A 17181-nucleotide genomic window follows, 5' to 3' on the forward strand; every position below is an offset into this window, starting at 1 on the left:
TCTGGGAGTGGGAGCGTTCCAGCACCGCCTGATCGGCCTGACTCGTCCCGACGGCAACACCGCGACCTACCAGTACGACGCCTTCGGTCGGCGCATCCGCAAGACCGTCGACGGGGTCAGCACCGAGTTCTTCTGGCAAGGCGACCACCTCGTCGCCGAAAGCAGCCCGACGCACCACCGCAGCTACGTCTACGAACCCGGCACCTGTCGCCCACTGGCGCTGCTCGACGGCAAAGGCCCGAAAAAAGCCTGCCCGTTCTACTACCAACTCGACCACCTCGGCACCCCACAGGAACTCACCGACTACAGCGGCGAAATCGTCTGGTCGGCGCAGTACGACGCCTACGGCAAAGTCTCGGCGATCACCCTGGCGGGCGAAGACTACCTGGATCAGCCGCTGCGTTTTCAGGGGCAGTATTTCGATGCGGAAAGTGGGCTGCATTACAACCGGCACCGGTATTACGACCCGAGGCTGGGGCGGTATCTGACGCCGGACCCCATCAAGCTGGCGGGTGGGCTGAATCAGTATCGGTATGTGCCGAATCCGACGGGGTGGGTGGATCCGTTGGGGTTGACGTCGAACTGCCCGCCGCCGGTGAATCAAGGTACTCGTGTGGAGTGTTTATACAAAGGAGAGGTGCGATCAGGGTATTTGTTATTGATGGGAAACAATCGGAAAGGTGAAGCAAAATTTGCTTCGCAGGCACCAACTCGAATGATGAAATTACGACGCTACACACCAAAAGTGGAAAAGAATTTTGGCGGACAATCAATGGCAACGCACAAGATAAAACTGTGAGGTCTGCTCATGATTAGGACATACAAAGCATTAGTCGTCGGAATCGATCCAGTCGTAGAAGACGCTATTGAACTGGTAATTGAGGGTTTTTCGGTACGGTGCTTCGTCAGTTACAGCCCTTCAAAAATAGAGGTGGGCGGTACTTACGAAGTGGAGTTCGAAATGCTGTTGCCCGATGAAGAGTGCGTATCAGCCAGCGAATATAAAAAAAAGCAGATTGAGAGGATTGATGATGGGCTCTCCTGTGACATTTATGGCTACTTGGATGGAGAGGTCTTCCGGTCTGTTGTCGATTTTGCTGATCAGGATATCCACTACGAATACCCCCGTCTGAATGGGCACTTCATTAAAGTCAGCGCGGACAGGATTGATGTCTCATTCTGATCAGCCAGTTAAAGCGATGCTTTGGGCGTTTCATCGACATCATCCTCCTTCTGCTCACCACCCATCTCACACCTCGCAAAGGGCCTGACAGAACCTCAGGCCCTGAAGACACGAAAACAGCACTACCTCGGTCGATCAAAGGAACAAGCAATTACTGCTCATCCTCATCCTCTTCATACTCTTCATCCAAAGCATCATCCGCATCATTCAGCGGCACGGTCGCATCATCCATCAGCGACCCCGGATCCTCGTTCCCCGGATCATTGATAAACGGCAGACCGCTCGGGCCTTTTTCTTCCTTGCCTTCGGTTTCGGGCGTCATGGCAAACCTCTACGTCTAGTGGGTTGTATAACGTTCGAAAAGCCCTACGGCCAATCGTTCCAGCGTCAGACCGCCAGACACGAAAAACCCGGCGCCAGGCCGGGTTTCTTTTCAATCGTCAATCAATGATGGCGGTTTTTATGTTTGTACTTGTTGTGCTTGTGACCGCCACCGGAATGCCCACTTCCGCCGTCGCCACCCAGGTTGTTGCCCACCGCACCACCGGCCGCGCCGCCCAATCCTGCACCGATGGCTGAACCGGTGGAGCCGCCCAGGCTGTTGCCAACCACTGAGCCACCGGCAGCGCCGAGGCCACCGCCAATGGCGGCTTCGGTGCGATTGTGTTTATTCGCGCCGACCGCGCCACCCGCCGCTCCGCCAACGCCCGCGCCGACCGCCGCACCGGTGCTGCCACCGAGCTGACCACCGACGACATTACCGAGCACGCCACCCAGCCCGCCACCGACAGCGGCACTGCCATCTCCGGCGGCCATCGCGCCTTGAGCAATCAGTAATCCGAAAAACAGTGCAGACAATGACAAACGCATTTGAACCTCACAGTTCCCGAATCGGGACGGTATGCCCACAGGGCCTATGTGATTTGGAGAGGTTTTCCGGAAAAACGTTCAGCCATGAAAAAGCCCGGCATCGAGCCGGGCTTTTTCTGACAAGCATTCGCGATCAGTGACGCTTGTGACCCTTGGACAGGTTGGCGCCCACGGCACCACCGGCCGCACCGCCGAGACCGGCACCAATGGTTGCGCCATTTCTGCCGCCCAGGCTGTTGCCGATCACCGAGCCACCGGCCGCGCCAACACCACCGCCGATGGCTGCTTTGGTCCGGCTGCCTTTGCCGGCGGCCATCGCGCTGCCCGCTGCGCCTGCAACACCGGCACCAATCGCTGCGCCGGTGCTGCCGCCCATTTTCTGGCCGACCACATTACCCAGCGCGCCCCCCAGACCACCGCCAAGTGCAGCAGTGCCTTCGCCAGCCACCGCACCTTGAGCAACCAGAAGACCCAGAACCAGAGCGGGCAACGTTAAACGCATGACAAGAACCTCAAAAATAGGGAGATCAAAAGGGGCCGAGATTGAACGCTGCCGACGGGCTGAAGTCCAGACAAAATCAGCTGCCGCCGCGCACTTGGCGCCGATTGGACAGCGAATTGGCAAAAGGTTTTATCGCAGGCAAAAAAAAGCCCGCTGGGGAGACGGGCTGGAGACTTGCTTTCTAACGGATGGCTTCACCCTACGTCCGTGGACGTGAAAAGTTTGTGAAAAAAATCGGAATCTGCCCACCTGCTTGTAGGAGATTTCCCCTCATAAACTTCAGGCATAAAAAACCCCGTTCATAGACGGGGTTATGAGGTAGCTGATTACTTTCTCGACCGGGTCGAGACCTTCGGCAGAAACTTGGCTTTCGGCCCCTTGGGCGCGGTGGACTTGATCTTGCCGGTCTGAACCGGATCCTCGCCAAAGCCCGCCTGATACTCCGTCTGGCCGCAACGGACGCAGTTGTTGAATGAAAATTCAGCGCCATCGTCTTCGATATACGGATCAGTCATACCTTCGCCCCTTTCAAATGGATCGATACCGGCAAAGCCTTTTTGCCTGAAAAAATATCGACCTCCAAGGCTTTTGAGACTAGCCGGTCATTCCTGGACTTGTGATTCAGATTGGCTGATGCCCGACGAATGGGCTGCACAGATTAAACATCTGCAAACAACAGGGCTGAACTGAAGCACAAACAGCAAAAAGCCCAATCATCGTCTGAATGGGCTCGCTTGAACCGGCAACGGCATCAACGCAACTTGACCGCCGTACCCGTCGCGAACACGACAACCATGCCGCCCTTACCCGCCGGCATGCTGATCTCGAAATCCAGCCCGACCACCGCATCCGCCTGCAACGCCCGCGCCCGCTCCTTGATCTCGTCAGTCGCCTGAACCCGCGCCTCTTTCAAAGCACGCTCCAGCGTCTGCGAGCGCCCACCGAAAAAATCGCGCATGCCGGCAAACATGTCACGGATCACATTGACCCCCTGCACCGACTCCGCGCTGACAATGTCCAGGTACGCGGTGATCTGTCGGCCTTCGATGGTGTGCGTGGTGGAGATGATCATGGGAACAGTCCTTTTTTCTACGAATAAAGCCGCGATTGTAATGCCCGACGGAAAAACGGGCCGCTAACGGCATGACTTGCGCAGCGAATTAAAATCCGGGCGCCAGAAACCACAAAACCCCTGATCTCTTTCGAAATCAGGGGTTTTGTGTATTGAATGTGGCGGTGAAGGAGAGATTCGAACTCTCGATACAGTTTCCTGTATACACACTTTCCAGGCGTGCTCCTTAAGCCACTCGGACACTTCACCGTATCTCTTCAAACATGTTCTGTCTGTCGAGGCGCGCTAATGTAGTCGAAAGCTTTTCCGATGGCAAACTTTTTTTCAGAATTTTCATGCGGTTAAGAGAAAAAGTCGTTTGGCCCGGCGCTGGACGATGGCAAACCGGCCAATCTCTGGTGATGCCGACCCTTCTATATAGAAGCAGAACGGCGCGCGACGCCGGGTGAGCCGGGAAACGGTGACCAGCGAGTCAGTCACGGCGCTTTACCTGGCCTACGGTGGTGGGTAACGTCTGCCCATCTTTCTTACAAGGAATTGCGTCATGAGTGAGTTGATTGCCTACCACCTCGAAGACGGCATCGCGACCCTGACCTTGAACAACGGCAAGGTCAATGCCATTTCCCCGGACGTGATTGCGGCGTTCAACGCGGCGCTGGATCAGGCGGTGGCTGATCGTGCCATTGTGATCATTACCGGTCAGCCGGGGATTCTGTCCGGCGGCTACGACTTGAAGGTGATGACTGCCGGCCCTAAAGAAGCCGTGTCGCTGGTGACCGCCGGTTCGACCCTGGCCCGTCGTCTGCTCTCTCACCCGTTCCCGGTGATCGTTGCGTGCCCTGGGCACGCGGTGGCCAAGGGCGCGTTCCTGCTGTTGTCTGCCGATTACCGCATCGGCGTCGACGGCCCGTTCAGCATTGGTCTGAACGAAGTGCAGATCGGCATGACCATGCACCACGCCGGTATTGAGCTGGCACGTGATCGCCTGCGTCGTTCGGCGTTCCACCGTTCGGTGATCAACGGCGAGATGTTTGATCCAAAGAGCGCGGTGGATGCCGGTTTCCTCGACAAGGTGGTGGCTGCCGAAGAACTGCAAGGCGCCGCCCTGGCCGCCGCGCGTCAGTTGAAGAAGATCAACATGAATGCGCACAAGAACACCAAGCTCAAAGTGCGCAAGGCGCTGCTCGAAGCCCTCGACAACGCGATCATCCAGGACCAGGAACATCTGGGCTAAAGCCCCCTCCTCCCGAGCCGAAGAAAAGCCCGACCGTCGTGTCGGGCTTTTTCTTGCGCGTTCGGTTGATCAACCGTCAACCGCTCTAGGACAGGTCTGACGATCACCCCGGAAACATGCGCTTAAACATCGCCTATCTCCGCACTCTATAGCAGCAATTGCCGAAAACAGTGCACATCCGTACACTGCGCCACCTTTTGTCCCGGTGGGCCTGAAAATGCTGTTTGTGTTTCGTATGTTATTGATGGGCCTGCACTTTATTCTGGCCGGTGTATTGGGGGTGATTCTCGGCCTGTGCCGTCCCTTCAACCCCGACAACAGCCGTCTGTGCGCCCGCCTCTATGCTTGGCCGGCCATGTGCATTCTGCGTCTGCGCGTAAAGTCCGACGTCCACGGCTTGATGAACAAGCCGGACAGCTGCGTGATCATCGCCAACCATCAGTCCAACTACGACCTGTTTGTGTTCGGTAACGTGGTGCCGCGTCGCACCGTGTGCATCGGCAAGAAGAGCCTGAAATGGGTGCCACTGTTCGGGCAGTTGTTCTGGCTCGCCGGCAATGTGTTGATCGACCGAGGCAATGCGCACAAAGCGCGTCAGTCGATGCTCACCACCACCAACACCTTGCAGAACGAAGACACCTCGATCTGGGTGTTTCCGGAAGGCACGCGCAACCTCGGTGAAGAATTGCTGCCATTCAAGAAGGGGGCGTTCCAGATGGCGATTGCCGCCGGCGTGCCGATCGTGCCGGTGTGCGTCAGCAGCTACATCAAGCACATGCGCCTGAATCGCTGGCGCAGCGGGAAAATCCTCATACGCTCGCTGCCGGCCATTCCTACAGCAGGGCTGACGATGGATGACATGCCCTTGCTCATGTCCCAGTGCCGCGAACAGATGCGCGAATGCATCGCCGCGATGGATCAGCAGCTGCAAGCTGCGTGATAAAACAGACCCGCCTTGTGCGGGTTTTCTTTTGCCGGGTGAACTGTGCAGATTTCACTGACTCTCAAGCAGCGACACGGCTAAGCTGAAGCCTTGTACTCCCTGCCATCTGCCAAGAAGAAGTGAACCACCACCATGGGTCGAGTTGTTGCTGCTGCGGTTTACAGCGCTGGTAAGAAAGTCACCAATATTAACCTCGATGAGGGTGCCGCCTGGGCCGCCAAGACCGGGCACTTTGTCTGGATCGGCCTCGAAGAGCCGGACGCTCAAGAGCTGGCCAAACTGCAACGTCAGTTCAACCTGCACGAACTGGCCATTGAAGACGCCCTGGAAAAACACAGCCGGCCGAAGCTGGAAACCTTTGGCGACGCATTGTTTATCGTCACTTACTCGCCGATCCGCGAGCATGGCATTTTGCAGTTCATCGAAACGCATATCTTCGCCGGCAAGGGCTACATCATCACCGCCCGCAACGGCCACTCGGCGTCCTATGCGCATGTCCGCCAACGCTGTGAGGCACGTCCATTGTTGCTGGAGCACGGGGAAGATTTCGTCCTCTATGCAATCCTGGATTTCGTGATCGAAAACTACCAGCCGGTGGGCGAGGCGATTCATGCCGAGATCGATGAGCTGGAGCGCAACGTACTGTGCAGTGCGCTGAACGAACACGACATCCAGAAACTCCACGGCCTGCGCCGCGATGTCCTGCGCTTGCGTCGCTATGCAGCGCCGATGGTGGAGATCGGTGAGGAGCTGCAGAAGCTGAGCTTTCCGTTCATCGACAAGAACATGCGCCCTTACTTCCGTGATGTGCAGATTCACGTCACGCGGCAGATGGAAGACCTGACCACACTGGCGGACATCGCCAGCCAGACCATCGAGATCGGTGTGTTGCTTGAGGCTTCAAGACAAAGCGTGGTGCAGCGCAAATTTGCCGCGTGGGCGGCAATTCTCGCGTTCCCGACAGCGGTGGCCGGGATCTACGGGATGAACTTCCAGAACATGCCGGAGCTGAGCTGGCACTACGGCTATTTCGGCGTGCTGGGGTTTATCACGGTGGGATGTGTGAGTTTGTGGGCGAGTTTCAAGAAGTCGGGGTGGTTGTAGTAGCGACTGCGTTGGCGGGACAATCCGCGAGCAGGCTCGCTCCCACCTGGATCTTGTTATCGACAAGGATCAATGTAGGAGCGAAGCTTTTCAGGCCGCTTCTGGCTTGTGCGCCACAAAACGCATCATCCACTCCGCAACTGTGGTGCCATGGTGTTCCTGCTCCAGGCTGGCGACGCCTTTAGAGTAGATCTGTGAACCCAGCGCTTCCTGGCGCAGTTCCAGCAGCGCCCGCGAATAGTCGTGAATGAATTCCGGATGGCCCTGGAAGCACAGCACCTGATCGTTGATGTGATACGCGGCAAACGGGCAGAAATCGCTGGAAGCGATGACGGTGGCGTTTTCCGGCAGCGCGGTGACTTGATCCTGGTGACTGATCAGCAGCGTCAGCTCTTCGCGTACCGGGCTCATCCACGGCGCCTTGGCCGCCAGTTTGTAGTTGTGGGTGCCGACACCCCAGCCCTGAGTGGCGCGCTCACTCTTGCCGCCCAGCAGCAGCGCCAGCAGTTGATGGCCGAAGCACACGCCGAGCAGCTTGTCGCCACGCTCGTAACGGGTCAGCAGGTATTGCTTGAGGGTCTGGATCCACGGGTCGGTGCCGAACGAATCAGCCTTGCTGCCGGTGATCAGGTACGCGTCAAACGTCTGGTCGTCGCTCGGGTATTCGCCCTGCATCACGTTGTACACGGTGAACTCGGCGGCAATCGGTTGCTGCGAGAACAGGCGCTGGAACATCTGCCCGTAACCCTGATATTGATCGACCAGTTCCGGACGCAGGATGTCGGTTTCCAGAATGCAGATGCGTAGCGACATAAAAAATACCTGACACGTGATGGGAATAATGAACACCCCAGAGCCTGCCTTGAAACACCCCGGCAAGGCAAGCCCCGTAGCGTTCACCCGATCACTTAAAACAGCTCGCCTTTCGCGGCTTTTTCCAGCAACAACGCCGGCGGCGTAAAGCGCTCGCCATATTGCTCGGCCAGATACTGCGCACGCGCGACGAAGTCCTGCACCCCGTACTGATTGATGAACTGCAGCGCACCACCGGTCCATGCGGCAAAACCGATGCCGAAGATCGAGCCGATGTTGGCGTCCGCCGTCGAGGTCAGCACGCCCTCCTCCACACAGCGCACGGTTTCGAGGGCCTGCACGAACAGCAGACGATCACGCACATCCTTGGGCGAAATCTGCCCGCCGGCTTTCTCGAAACGCGTCTTCAGCTCAGGCCACAGATGCTTCTGACCACCCACTGGATAATCGTAGAAGCCAACGCCGGCGGCTTTGCCCGGACGCTTGTATTCATTGAGCAGCAAGTCAATCACGGCGAACGCCGGATGCTCTATCAGCGGTTTCCCTTCTGCTTGCAGGTCTTTGGCCGTTTGCTGGCGGATATGGCTCATCAGGCTGAGGGAAACTTCGTCGGAGATCGCCAGTGGCCCGACCGGCATCCCGGCCTTGCGCGCTTCGGTCTCGATCATCGGCGCACTCACGCCCTCGCCGAGCATGGCAATGCCTTCGTTGGTAAAGGTGCCAAACACCCGTGAGGTAAAGAAGCCGCGACTGTCGTTGACCACGATCGGGGTTTTCTTGATTTGCAGGACGAAGTCAAAACCCCGCGCCAGGGTTTCATCGCTGGTCTGCGCGCCTTTGATGATTTCCACCAGCGGCATTTTTTCCACCGGACTGAAAAAATGCAGGCCGATGAACTTGCTCCGATCCGGCACTGCCGTCGCCAGGCCGGTGATCGGCAAGGTTGAGGTATTGGAGGCAATCACCGCCTCGGCCCCGACCACTAGCTGCGCCGCCGCCGAGACTTTGGCTTTCAGCTCGCGATCCTCGAACACCGCTTCGATGATCAGGTCGCAGCCCGCCAGATCGGCATCATTTTCGCTGGGCTGAATCCGCGCCAGCACCGCTTCGCGTTTTTCGGCGGTCATCTGGCCCCGGGGGACTTTCTTGTCGAGCAATGCCGCCGAATGCGCCTTGCCCTTCTCGGCCGCCGCCAGGTTGATGTCCTTGAGCACCACGTCGATGCCGGCCGAGGCGCTGACGAAAGCGATCCCCGCGCCCATCATGCCCGCGCCGAGCACGCCGACCTTGCGCGTGACATAGGGCGCAAAGCCCTGCGGCCGCGAGCCACCGGCGTTGATTTCGTTGAGCTGAAACCAGAAGGTGCCGATCAGGTTTTTCGAGATTTGCCCGGTGGTCAATTCGGTGAAGTAACGGGTTTCGATCAAGTGCGCGGTGTCGAAGTCCACCTGCGCGCCCTCCACCGCCGCACAGAGAATTTTCTCCGGGGCCGGCAGCGTGCCCTGGGTTTTCGCCCGCAGGATCGATGGCGCAATCGCCAGCATTTGCGCAACTTTCGGATTCGACGGCGTGCCGCCGGGGATCTGATAGCCCTTCACGTCCCAACGCTGCACGGCGTTCGGATTCGCGACAATCCATGCGCGGGCCTTGGCCACCAGTTCGTCAAGATTCGCCGCCAGCTCATCGATCAAACCGGCCTGCAACGCCTGCTGTGGGCGTACCTTTTTGCCTTCGAGCAGATACGGCAGGGCTTTTTCGATGCCGAGCATGCGCACCATGCGCACCACCCCGCCGCCGCCCGGCAGCAAGCCCAGTGTCACTTCCGGCAGCCCGAGTTGCACCGTTGCATCATCCAGCGCCACCCGGTAATGGCAGGCCAGGCAGATTTCCCAGCCACCGCCGAGCGCCGCACCGTTGATCGCGGCGACCACCGGTTTGCCGAGGGTTTCCAGGGTGCGCAGTTGCCCCTTGAGGCTCAGCACCATGTCATAGAACGCTTTGGCTTCGGGTTTGCCGACCTTGATCAGCTCATTGAGGTCGCCGCCGGCAAAGAAGGTTTTTTTCGCCGAGGTGATGATGACCCCGGCGATGCTGTCCTTTTCCGCCAGCAAGCGTTCAACGCAGGCGCCCATGGCCTGGCGGTACACGGCGTTCATGGTGTTGGCGCTCTGGCCCGGCATGTCGATGGTCAGCACGACGATGCCGTCCTGGCCTTTTTCGTAACGAATGGCTTCGCTCATAACAAGGTTCCTTGAATTCGGGGCTCAGAGGCGTTCGATGATGGTGGCAATGCCCATGCCGCCGCCGACGCACAGCGTCGCCAGACCGTAGCGCAGGCGCCGGGCTTCCAGTTCATCGAGCAGGGTGCCGAGGATCGCGCAACCGGTGGCGCCCAGCGGGTGGCCCATGGCGATGGAGCCGCCATTGACGTTGACCTTGTCCGGGTCCACCGCCATGTCCTTGATGAACTTGAGCACCACCGAGGCAAATGCTTCGTTGACCTCGAACAGATCGATGTCCTCCACGCGCAAGCCAGCCTTGGCCAGCGCCTTGCGGGTGGCCGGTGCCGGGCCGGTGAGCATGATCGTCGGGTCAGTGCTGGTCACCGCCGTGGCAACGATTCGCGCCCGTGGTTGCAGGCCGAGCGCGCGGCCCTTGGCTTCGGAGCCGATCAACATCAGCGCCGCACCGTCGACGATCCCGGAGCTGTTGCCCGGCGTGTGCACGTGGTTGATCCGCTCGACGTGGCTATAGACCCGCAGCGCCGTAGCATCGAAACCCATCTGGCCGATCATTTCGAAACTCGGCTTGAGCTTGCCGAGGCCCTCCATGGTCGACTCGGCCCGAATGAATTCGTCGTGGTCGAGCAGGATGATGCCGTTCTGATCCTGCACCGGCACCAGCGACTTGTTGAACGAGCCGTCAGCCCGCGCCCGCGCCGCTTTTTGTTGCGAGTGCAGCGCGTAGGCATCGACGTCCTCACGGCTGAAGCCTTCCAGGGTAGCAATCAGGTCCGCGCCCACGCCCTGCGGGGTGAAGTGGCTGTGCAGGTTGGTTTGCGGATCCAGCGCCCAGGCGCCGCCATCACTGCCCATCGGCACCCGCGACATCGACTCGACGCCGCCGACCACCACCAGGTCTTCGAATCCGGAACGGACTTTCATCGCGCCAAGGTTCACCGCCTCCAGACCCGAAGCGCAGAAACGGTTGATCTGCACGCCGGCGACGCTGACATCCCAATCAGCTACCTGCACCGCGGTCTTGGCAATGTCCGAACCCTGATCGCCAATCGGCGTGACGCAGCCGAGCACCACGTCATCGATCTGACTGGTGTCCAGCGCGGTACGGCTTTGCAGTGCGGTCAACAACCCGGCGACCAGATTCACCGGTTTGACGCTGTGCAGCGCGCCATCGGCCTTGCCTTTGCCGCGGGGCGTGCGTAACGCATCGAAAATCAAAGCTTGGGTCATGACGTCCTCGAACCTGTGCGGTGAGTGAATTTCGTGCTGTCACTGTTGTCCCGCGCCGTCGAGGATTCAATGACCACAGCGCTCAATGACGTTGACGCGCACGCTCAGACGGACGGTCATTCAGCATCGGGTGAACCGGTTCAGGTCGGCGAGTTGTCTAGCAAGCGGGCGGCGAAGAAGCTGGCAATGCGCCTCATGCGTTTTTTATCGCTAGCAGCAGCGAATACATACGAAATGGATCTAAGCCGCGCGTGACGCGGGCTCTAAGGTAGTACATGTACGTCAGGGTCGTCGGGTTTTGCCGGGGCCGGCGTTCTTCAACAGGAAGTGCAGCGTTTGCCGTCATGGATATGCAGGCAAACATCAGGAAATAACAATAAAGGCGGTCAAGCCATGTTCAAACAACCGAAAGTACGTCAAGCAGGGCTCATTCTTTTCGCCACGACGCTGTTGTTGATTTTGCCCAACCTCACCAAGGTCATTGGCTGACTCAAGCGGCAGGCGCCCGTTATCGCCACATAAAATATGACTGGCCCGCTACCCGGGCCAGCGTGGCTGTGCCAACCTTTGCGCACTTGCACGACATGGACGGCGATCTCTTGAAAACGCTTATTGTGTTCTGGGCCTTGCTACTGAGCATGCCTTTGTCTGCCGCACAGCTGGATTTACAACTGGGCGCCACCAGCCGCACCTGGCAGACCGCGGAACTGCTAAAGCATCCGCAGGCGCAAACCCTCACCATAAAAAATGATGTGTCCTACAAAAAGGACATGACTTATCGCGTCGTACCTGTGGCAGCGCTGCTCACCGGCATCAAACCGGACGATCACTTGCAGGCGGTGGCACTGGACGGATTTGCCGCCGAGCTGAGCGCTGCACCGCTGCTCAACAGCAAGGGCGCACGGGCGTGGCTGGCGATCGAGGACCCGGCGCAGCCGTGGCCACCACTGTCCGAGGGCAAACACAGTGCAGGGCCGTTCTATCTGGTGTGGACCGACCCGCAAGCCGGCAACATCAGCCCCGAGCAATGGCCGTTCGAAGTGGCGAGCATCAAGCGCATGGCGCCAGTGGCCGAGCGCTTCCCTGCCCTGTTGCCGGATTCCAAACTGAAAACCGATGACCCGGTGAATCAGGGTTTTGCGCTGTTCCAGAAGAACTGCCTGGCCTGCCATCGCTTGAATGGTGCTGGGGATGCGCAGTTCGGACCGGACCTGAACATTCCGTTTAACCCCACCGAGTATTTCGGTGCAGATTTCCTCAAGCGTTACATTCGTGATCCGCAGAGCTTGCGTCAGTGGCCACAGGCGAAAATGCCGGGATTTTCGGTGGAGGTGTTGCCGGATGGGGATTTGCAGTTGTTGATTGGCTATTTGCAGCACATGGCTGGACGCAAGATCAAGCCTTGATACATTTCCCCTGTGGGCGCGAGCAGGCTCGCTCCCACAGAGGGGCGGTGTTTACTGTTGTTGCACGGAGATAACCGGCGTCGGCGAGACAAACACCTTCGCATGCATCTGCTCGCTCCCCCCGCCCCGACGCATGCCGCGTACCGGGCAGGCATCCAGGTAATCCAGGCCCACCGCCAATTTCAAATGTCGCTCTGGCCGGGCCAGTTCGTTGGTCACGTCAAAGCTGTACCAGGCGTCATCGAGCCACGCTTCAGCCCAGGCATGGCTGGCCAGATGCTCGCAATCTTCGCTGTACAGATAACCCGAGACGTAGCGTGACGGGATCCCCAGGCTGCGCGCGCAGGCCAGGAAGGCATGGGTGTGATCCTGGCAAACTCCGGCACGCCCGGCGAAGGCTTCGGCCGCGCTGGTGTCGACTTCGGTGGAGCCCGGCGTGTAGGTCATGTGCTGGTTCAAGCCGTGCATCAGATCAATCAGCGCGGTGCGATCCCGCCGCTGTTTGCAGGATTTGTCGGCAAACGCCCGCAACGCCTCGTCGGCCTCGGTCAGACGGGTGAAGCGCAGGAACGGCAGCGCCGACTGACTCTCGTGTTCGGCTTCGCGCAACTCGTCGATGTCGACCTGGCCGCGCGCGCCGATGATGATCGCTTCGTGCGGCTCGTCCATGGTCAGCACATGCAGGATGTTGCCGAACGGATCGAGCTGGGCGCGCACCGGACGCGGCAGGTCGAGCTGCCAGCTCAACACGTGCTGACGCTCGCTGTCGTGCGGGGTCAGGCGCAGATACTGGATGCTCGCCCGCACCTGATCTTCATAGTGATAGGTGGTCTCGTGGCTTATGGAAAGTCTCATGCAGCCTCCAGGTATGAACTGTGAATGGCGTTGCCCAGCTGGCGCACCAGCGGGATGAATTCGGTGAGCCAGGCGTGCAGGCCTTCGGCAAGGATTTCGTTGATCCCGGTGTAACGCAGACGCGCGTCCATTTCAGCGGCCAGGCGCTGCGCCGGACGGCCGTTCGCCCCAGGTAACTGGGCGAGGATCTGGTCGATTTCCTCGGTGCAGGCCCGCAACGAGCGCGGCACATCGGCGCGCAACAGCAGCAGTTCGGCGACATGCCGGGCACCGGGGGCATCGCGGTAGATCTCGGTGTAGGCCTCGAACGATGAAAGAGCCCTCAGCAGCGCACTCCACTGGTAATAGGCGTGGGCAGTGCCGTCACTGACGGCTTCGGCCTGATCGCCGGCCATTTCATAGCGCGCGTCGAGCAGTCGCAACGTGTTGTCCGCGCGCTCGATGAAGGTGCCGAGGCGAATGAAGCGGAACGCATCGTTGCGCATGATGGTGCCGTAGGACGCACCACGAAACAGGTGCGAGCGTTCCTTGATCCACTCGCAGAAACGGCTCATGCCGTAACGGCCGAGGCCCTGCTCGGCGATCCCGCGAATCTCCAGCCACGTGGCGTTGATGTTTTCCCACATGTCCGCGGTGATCCGCCCGCGCACCGCATGTGCACTGGCCCGCGCTGCGCCCAGGCAGCTGTAGATGCTCGCCGGGTTGGCCGCATCGAGGGCGAAAAAGTGCAGCAGGCGCTCGGCGTGCAGCTCACCGTGGCGCTCCAGGTAATCGTCAAGGGTACCGGTGATCAACAACGGCATGGCCAGTTCGTGCAGACCGTCGCCGCGACCGTCCTGCGGCATCAGCGACAGCGAATAGCTGACATCGAGCATCCGTGCGAGGTTTTCCGCCCGCTCCAGGTAACGCGACATCCAGTACAGATCCGAGGCAGTTCTACTTAACATGGCAAGCTTCCTTCAATCCTCGACCACCCAGGTGTCCTTGGTTCCGCCGCCCTGGGAGGAGTTCACCACCAGGGAGCCTTCACGCAGGGCGACACGGGTCAAACCGCCGGGCACAACCCGGGTTTCACGTCCGGACAAGACGAACGGACGCAGGTCGATATGGCGCGGCGCAATGCCGTTTTCGACAAAGGTCGGACAGGTCGACAGCGACAGCGTTGGCTGCGCGATGTACGCGTGGGGTTTGGCTTTGATCCGCTCGCGGAATGCATCGATTTCCGCGGTCGTCGCCGCTGGCCCTACGAGCATTCCGTAACCGCCGGAGCCCTGGGTTTCCTTGACCACCAGATCCGGAAGATTGGCCAGCACGTGGGAAAGTTCCGAGGGGTTGCGGCACTGCCAGGTCGGTACGTTCTTCAGGATCGGTTCTTCGTCGAGGTAGAAACGGATCATCTCGGTGACAAACGGGTAGACCGATTTGTCGTCCGCCACGCCGGTACCGATGGCGTTGGCCAGCACCACGTTGCCCGAACGATACGACGACAACAGCCCCGGCACGCCGAGCATCGAGTCCGGGCGGAATGCCAGCGGGTCGAGGAACGCGTCGTCGAGACGGCGATAGATCACGTCCACCGCTTTCGGCCCGTCGGTGGTGCGCATGAAGACCTTGTCGTCACGCACGAACAGGTCCGCGCCCTCCACCAGTTCGACGCCCATTTCCCGCGCCAGAAACGCGTGTTCGAAGAATGCACTGTTGAAGCGCCCCGGCGTCAGCACCACCACGCTCGGGTCGTCGATCGGGCTTGAGCTTTTGAGGGTGTCGAGCAACAGGTTCGGATAATGGTCGATGGGCGCGATGCGCTGCGCGGCGAACAGCTCCGGGAACAGGCGCATCATCATCTTGCGGTCTTCGAGCATGTAGCTCACGCCGCTCGGAGTGCGCAGGTTGTCTTCAAGCACGTAGTAAGTGCCGTCGCCGTCGCGCACCAGATCGACACCGGAGATGTGCGAATAGATATCGCGGTGCAGGTCCAGGCCCTGCATCGCCAACTGGTACTGCTCGTTGGCCAGCACCTGTTCGGCGGGGATGATCCCGGCCTTGATGATGCGTTGCTCGTGATAAAGGTCGGCGAGGAACATGTTCAACGCCTTGACGCGCTGGATGCAGCCACGCTCGACGATCCGCCACTCGCTGGCGGGAATGCTGCGCGGAATGGTGTCGAAAGGAATCAGGCGCTCGGTGCCCTGCTCGTCCCCATAGAGCGTGAAAGTGATGCCGGCCCGGTGGAACAGCAGATCGGCCTCGCGTCGCCGTTGTGCCAGCAACTCGTCAGGCGTGTCGGCCAGCCAGCGGGCGAACTCCCGGTAATGCGGGCGGACCTGGCCGCCGGCATCGTACATTTCATCAAAATAGGTGCGGATCATGCCGTACTCCTTGTCACCCGGACCTACAGGCCTTCGCAAGGCCCGTGCCAGCGGCATAAACGCTTTGATTTCAATCGGTTGGATAATCACGCCAGCCACACCGCACCATTGCTGTGCGGCAAATGCCCCAACCTGATCGCCCCCGCCTCATTGCGACGCAGTGCTGTCGCCTATCACCAGCATAGTCAGAGTTGATTTCACTGCTTGCGCCGGGCTGCGGATAATCGGCGCATCCGCTGAAAACTTCCCCGCTGAAGGCTTCAGCCTCACTGATCCGGACTGCCAGCGCAGTCCCCGCAGGCCGTAACCCTGACCGGTTTCCTCTCCTTATCGGTCTTCCCTTTAGCCACCCTCTCCGGTGGCTTTTTTTTGCCCGGGATTCTTGTTTCAGGGTTTTGCCACGGGTGGTTCGGCGGCCAGAAACGACAACGGCCGACCCGAAGGTCAGCCGTTGCTCAATACCTGAAACCGGAGATCAGTTCAGACGATGGCGATTACGCACCTCCTGCTTCACGCCCCAGCCTTCGATGATGCCGCCCAGCGGCTCGACCACGGCAGAAAAGCCTTGCTCGAAGTCGCCGATGTCGTCATAGGTTGCGTACATGACTTTGCTCAATTCCAGCGACCAGGCGCCATCGTCGCGCGCACTGACCTGGGCATTGATGGATTCACCGCGAAATTTGCCTGCTGCTCTGCGCGCCCGCTCCTCGTCCGGGAAAATGGCGTAGAACTCGATGGGATGGAATCGGGAAAAGTCGAAACCGCCTTCTTTCATGCGGCGCAGTACATTGCTGCTGATGTCTTCTTGATAGGCTGTGCTCATGAATCGTCCCCCTCGGATAGATGGATAGACTTTCCGTATTCCCGCCCCGGGCCTCTGGCCAAAGTACTGCGACAACGTGGTTGCACGCGGGAAACAAGCATGTAGCTGACAAGACCAGACCTTAGCGATTCGTTCGCTGATCTCGCTTGCAGAGTAGCCTCAAGACAGAGGCGCTGCCAAGGCCTGGCGTATCGGGTGACAAGAAGAATTTCAGATTGGGGTGATGCTGCGGATTTCGATGCTGTTCTGGGATTTCAGGCTTTTCACCCCGGCATCGGCGGTGCGGCCTTCCAGATCGTTCATATCCAGTTCGGCCGCCACGGGCAGGAGCCGTTCTTTGATCAGGCGTGCGGCCTCGTCATCACTGGGGCATTCCGCGCGCTCGAACACCTCATCGACAATTTCACCATGATCGTCCACGAAAGTGACTTTCCACTTTTGCATCGGTGCCTCCTCGATCAAACCCGCAAATGGGCTTACTACTATCTCGACTTTTGGCGAGATTGATCGTTCAAAAGGATTGCATCCGCCGAACAT

General features: G+C 59.4%; 20 protein-coding genes and 1 tRNA gene. 7 read left to right on the forward strand and 14 right to left on the reverse strand.

Annotated features, from left to right (window positions below; all coding sequences use genetic code 11):
• Together U862_RS29235 and U862_RS0127425 are read left to right on the forward strand one after the other, a co-directional pair.
• Positions 1-799: RHS repeat domain-containing protein (locus U862_RS29235; protein WP_305727894.1), on the forward strand; the 799-nt coding region annotated here is incomplete at its 5' end.
• Positions 800-808: 9 nt separating this feature from the next.
• The gene (locus tag U862_RS0127425) at positions 809-1183 is read left to right on the forward strand and encodes a hypothetical protein (protein WP_025113329.1); all 375 of its coding nucleotides are present in this window, start codon (positions 809-811) and stop codon (positions 1181-1183) included.
• Between the two features lie 151 nt (positions 1184-1334).
• Here U862_RS0127425 and U862_RS30960 read toward each other — a convergent pair whose 3' ends face one another.
• From U862_RS30960 to U862_RS0127455, 6 genes are all read right to left on the reverse strand, one after another.
• Positions 1335-1505, reverse strand: coding sequence for a hypothetical protein (locus U862_RS30960; RefSeq protein ID WP_177327379.1), 171 nt, complete (start codon positions 1503-1505; stop codon positions 1335-1337).
• 122 nt (positions 1506-1627) lie between these two features.
• Complete coding sequence (locus U862_RS0127435; protein WP_025113330.1) at positions 1628-2053, reverse strand: YMGG-like glycine zipper-containing protein; 426 nt, start codon at positions 2051-2053, stop codon at positions 1628-1630.
• 133 nt (positions 2054-2186) lie between these two features.
• Positions 2187-2555 carry a glycine zipper domain-containing protein gene (locus tag U862_RS0127440; RefSeq protein ID WP_007960728.1) on the reverse strand — a complete coding sequence of 123 codons (369 nt, stop codon included), beginning with the start codon at positions 2553-2555 and terminating at the stop codon, positions 2187-2189.
• A gap of 326 nt (positions 2556-2881) precedes the next feature.
• Positions 2882-3070, reverse strand: a complete 189-nt coding sequence (locus U862_RS0127445) for a hypothetical protein (RefSeq protein ID WP_025113331.1) — start codon at positions 3068-3070, stop codon at positions 2882-2884.
• 236 nt (positions 3071-3306) lie between these two features.
• On the reverse strand, positions 3307-3627 hold the full coding sequence (locus U862_RS0127450; RefSeq protein ID WP_025113332.1) for a YbjQ family protein: 321 nt from the start codon (positions 3625-3627) through the stop codon (positions 3307-3309).
• Between the two features lie 159 nt (positions 3628-3786).
• Positions 3787-3876, reverse strand: a tRNA-Ser gene (locus tag U862_RS0127455).
• A 295-nt stretch (positions 3877-4171) separates the two neighbouring features.
• Here U862_RS0127455 and U862_RS0127460 point away from each other — a divergent pair.
• From U862_RS0127460 to U862_RS0127470, 3 genes are all read left to right on the forward strand, one after another.
• Positions 4172-4861 (forward strand): crotonase/enoyl-CoA hydratase family protein, encoded by a 690-nt coding sequence (locus U862_RS0127460; protein ID WP_025113333.1) that lies wholly within the window; start codon positions 4172-4174, stop codon positions 4859-4861.
• Positions 4862-5078: 217 nt separating this feature from the next.
• Positions 5079-5801, forward strand: coding sequence for a 1-acyl-sn-glycerol-3-phosphate acyltransferase (locus tag U862_RS0127465; RefSeq protein WP_025113334.1), 723 nt, complete (start codon positions 5079-5081; stop codon positions 5799-5801).
• A gap of 135 nt (positions 5802-5936) precedes the next feature.
• Positions 5937-6908 carry a magnesium and cobalt transport protein CorA gene (locus U862_RS0127470; protein ID WP_025113335.1) on the forward strand — a complete coding sequence of 324 codons (972 nt, stop codon included), beginning with the start codon at positions 5937-5939 and terminating at the stop codon, positions 6906-6908.
• 90 nt (positions 6909-6998) lie between these two features.
• On the opposite strand, the gene U862_RS0127475 is transcribed toward U862_RS0127470, so the two are convergent.
• The 3 genes from U862_RS0127475 to U862_RS0127485 all read right to left on the reverse strand — a co-directional run bounded on the left by U862_RS0127475 (position 6999) and on the right by U862_RS0127485 (position 11191).
• Positions 6999-7721: an amidotransferase gene (locus tag U862_RS0127475; RefSeq protein ID WP_025113336.1), complete on the reverse strand. Its 723-nt coding sequence runs from the start codon at positions 7719-7721 to the stop codon at positions 6999-7001.
• Positions 7722-7816: 95 nt separating this feature from the next.
• Positions 7817-9961, reverse strand: coding sequence for a 3-hydroxyacyl-CoA dehydrogenase NAD-binding domain-containing protein (locus U862_RS0127480; protein ID WP_025113337.1), 2145 nt, complete (start codon positions 9959-9961; stop codon positions 7817-7819).
• A gap of 24 nt (positions 9962-9985) precedes the next feature.
• Complete coding sequence (locus tag U862_RS0127485; RefSeq protein ID WP_025113338.1) at positions 9986-11191, reverse strand: acetyl-CoA C-acetyltransferase; 1206 nt, start codon at positions 11189-11191, stop codon at positions 9986-9988.
• A 24-nt stretch (positions 11192-11215) separates the two neighbouring features.
• On the opposite strand from U862_RS0127485, the gene U862_RS0127490 reads away from it, so the two are divergent.
• The gene (locus tag U862_RS0127490) at positions 11216-11446 is read left to right on the forward strand and encodes a hypothetical protein (protein ID WP_157836086.1); all 231 of its coding nucleotides are present in this window, start codon (positions 11216-11218) and stop codon (positions 11444-11446) included.
• Between the two features lie 329 nt (positions 11447-11775).
• The gene (locus U862_RS0127500; RefSeq protein ID WP_025113340.1) at positions 11776-12597 is read left to right on the forward strand and encodes a cytochrome c; all 822 of its coding nucleotides are present in this window, start codon (positions 11776-11778) and stop codon (positions 12595-12597) included.
• 51 nt (positions 12598-12648) lie between these two features.
• On the opposite strand, the gene U862_RS0127505 is transcribed toward U862_RS0127500, so the two are convergent.
• The 5 genes from U862_RS0127505 to U862_RS0127525 all read right to left on the reverse strand — a co-directional run bounded on the left by U862_RS0127505 (position 12649) and on the right by U862_RS0127525 (position 17088).
• Positions 12649-13452, reverse strand: coding sequence for a transglutaminase family protein (locus tag U862_RS0127505; RefSeq protein WP_025113341.1), 804 nt, complete (start codon positions 13450-13452; stop codon positions 12649-12651).
• Complete coding sequence (locus U862_RS0127510) at positions 13449-14399, reverse strand: alpha-E domain-containing protein (protein WP_025113342.1); 951 nt, start codon at positions 14397-14399, stop codon at positions 13449-13451. Before U862_RS0127510 ends, U862_RS0127505 begins: the two co-directional genes overlap by 4 nt.
• 12 nt (positions 14400-14411) lie before the next feature.
• Positions 14412-15821 carry a circularly permuted type 2 ATP-grasp protein gene (locus U862_RS0127515; protein WP_025113343.1) on the reverse strand — a complete coding sequence of 470 codons (1410 nt, stop codon included), beginning with the start codon at positions 15819-15821 and terminating at the stop codon, positions 14412-14414.
• Positions 15822-16296: 475 nt separating this feature from the next.
• Positions 16297-16644 carry a ribonuclease E inhibitor RraB gene (locus U862_RS0127520; protein WP_007960698.1) on the reverse strand — a complete coding sequence of 116 codons (348 nt, stop codon included), beginning with the start codon at positions 16642-16644 and terminating at the stop codon, positions 16297-16299.
• A gap of 210 nt (positions 16645-16854) precedes the next feature.
• Positions 16855-17088 carry a hypothetical protein gene (locus tag U862_RS0127525; protein WP_025113344.1) on the reverse strand — a complete coding sequence of 78 codons (234 nt, stop codon included), beginning with the start codon at positions 17086-17088 and terminating at the stop codon, positions 16855-16857.
• Positions 17089-17181: the final 93 nt, after the last annotated feature.

It is taken from the genome of Pseudomonas sp. H1h, assembly GCF_000633255.1.
Lineage (GTDB): Bacteria > Pseudomonadota > Gammaproteobacteria > Pseudomonadales > Pseudomonadaceae > Aquipseudomonas.

Bases quoted from the DNA above. Each gene is read 5' to 3' on its own strand.
- U862_RS0127425 (WP_025113329.1), top strand. From the start codon at position 809: ATGATTAGGACATACAAAGCATTAGTCGTCGGAATCGATCCAGTCGTA.
- U862_RS30960 (WP_177327379.1), bottom strand. From the start codon at position 1,505: ATGACGCCCGAAACCGAAGGCAAGGAAGAAAAAGGCCCGAGCGGTCTG.
- U862_RS0127435 (WP_025113330.1), bottom strand. From the start codon at position 2,053: ATGCGTTTGTCATTGTCTGCACTGTTTTTCGGATTACTGATTGCTCAA.
- U862_RS0127440 (WP_007960728.1), bottom strand. From the start codon at position 2,555: ATGCGTTTAACGTTGCCCGCTCTGGTTCTGGGTCTTCTGGTTGCTCAA.
- U862_RS0127445 (WP_025113331.1), bottom strand. From the start codon at position 3,070: ATGACTGATCCGTATATCGAAGACGATGGCGCTGAATTTTCATTCAAC.
- U862_RS0127450 (WP_025113332.1), bottom strand. From the start codon at position 3,627: ATGATCATCTCCACCACGCACACCATCGAAGGCCGACAGATCACCGCG.
- U862_RS0127460 (WP_025113333.1), top strand. From the start codon at position 4,172: ATGAGTGAGTTGATTGCCTACCACCTCGAAGACGGCATCGCGACCCTG.
- U862_RS0127465 (WP_025113334.1), top strand. From the start codon at position 5,079: ATGCTGTTTGTGTTTCGTATGTTATTGATGGGCCTGCACTTTATTCTG.
- U862_RS0127470 (WP_025113335.1), top strand. From the start codon at position 5,937: ATGGGTCGAGTTGTTGCTGCTGCGGTTTACAGCGCTGGTAAGAAAGTC.
- U862_RS0127475 (WP_025113336.1), bottom strand. From the start codon at position 7,721: ATGTCGCTACGCATCTGCATTCTGGAAACCGACATCCTGCGTCCGGAA.
- U862_RS0127480 (WP_025113337.1), bottom strand. From the start codon at position 9,961: ATGAGCGAAGCCATTCGTTACGAAAAAGGCCAGGACGGCATCGTCGTG.
- U862_RS0127485 (WP_025113338.1), bottom strand. From the start codon at position 11,191: ATGACCCAAGCTTTGATTTTCGATGCGTTACGCACGCCCCGCGGCAAA.
- U862_RS0127500 (WP_025113340.1), top strand. From the start codon at position 11,776: ATGGACGGCGATCTCTTGAAAACGCTTATTGTGTTCTGGGCCTTGCTA.
- U862_RS0127505 (WP_025113341.1), bottom strand. From the start codon at position 13,452: ATGAGACTTTCCATAAGCCACGAGACCACCTATCACTATGAAGATCAG.
- U862_RS0127510 (WP_025113342.1), bottom strand. From the start codon at position 14,399: ATGTTAAGTAGAACTGCCTCGGATCTGTACTGGATGTCGCGTTACCTG.
- U862_RS0127515 (WP_025113343.1), bottom strand. From the start codon at position 15,821: ATGATCCGCACCTATTTTGATGAAATGTACGATGCCGGCGGCCAGGTC.
- U862_RS0127520 (WP_007960698.1), bottom strand. From the start codon at position 16,644: ATGAGCACAGCCTATCAAGAAGACATCAGCAGCAATGTACTGCGCCGC.
- U862_RS0127525 (WP_025113344.1), bottom strand. From the start codon at position 17,088: ATGCAAAAGTGGAAAGTCACTTTCGTGGACGATCATGGTGAAATTGTC.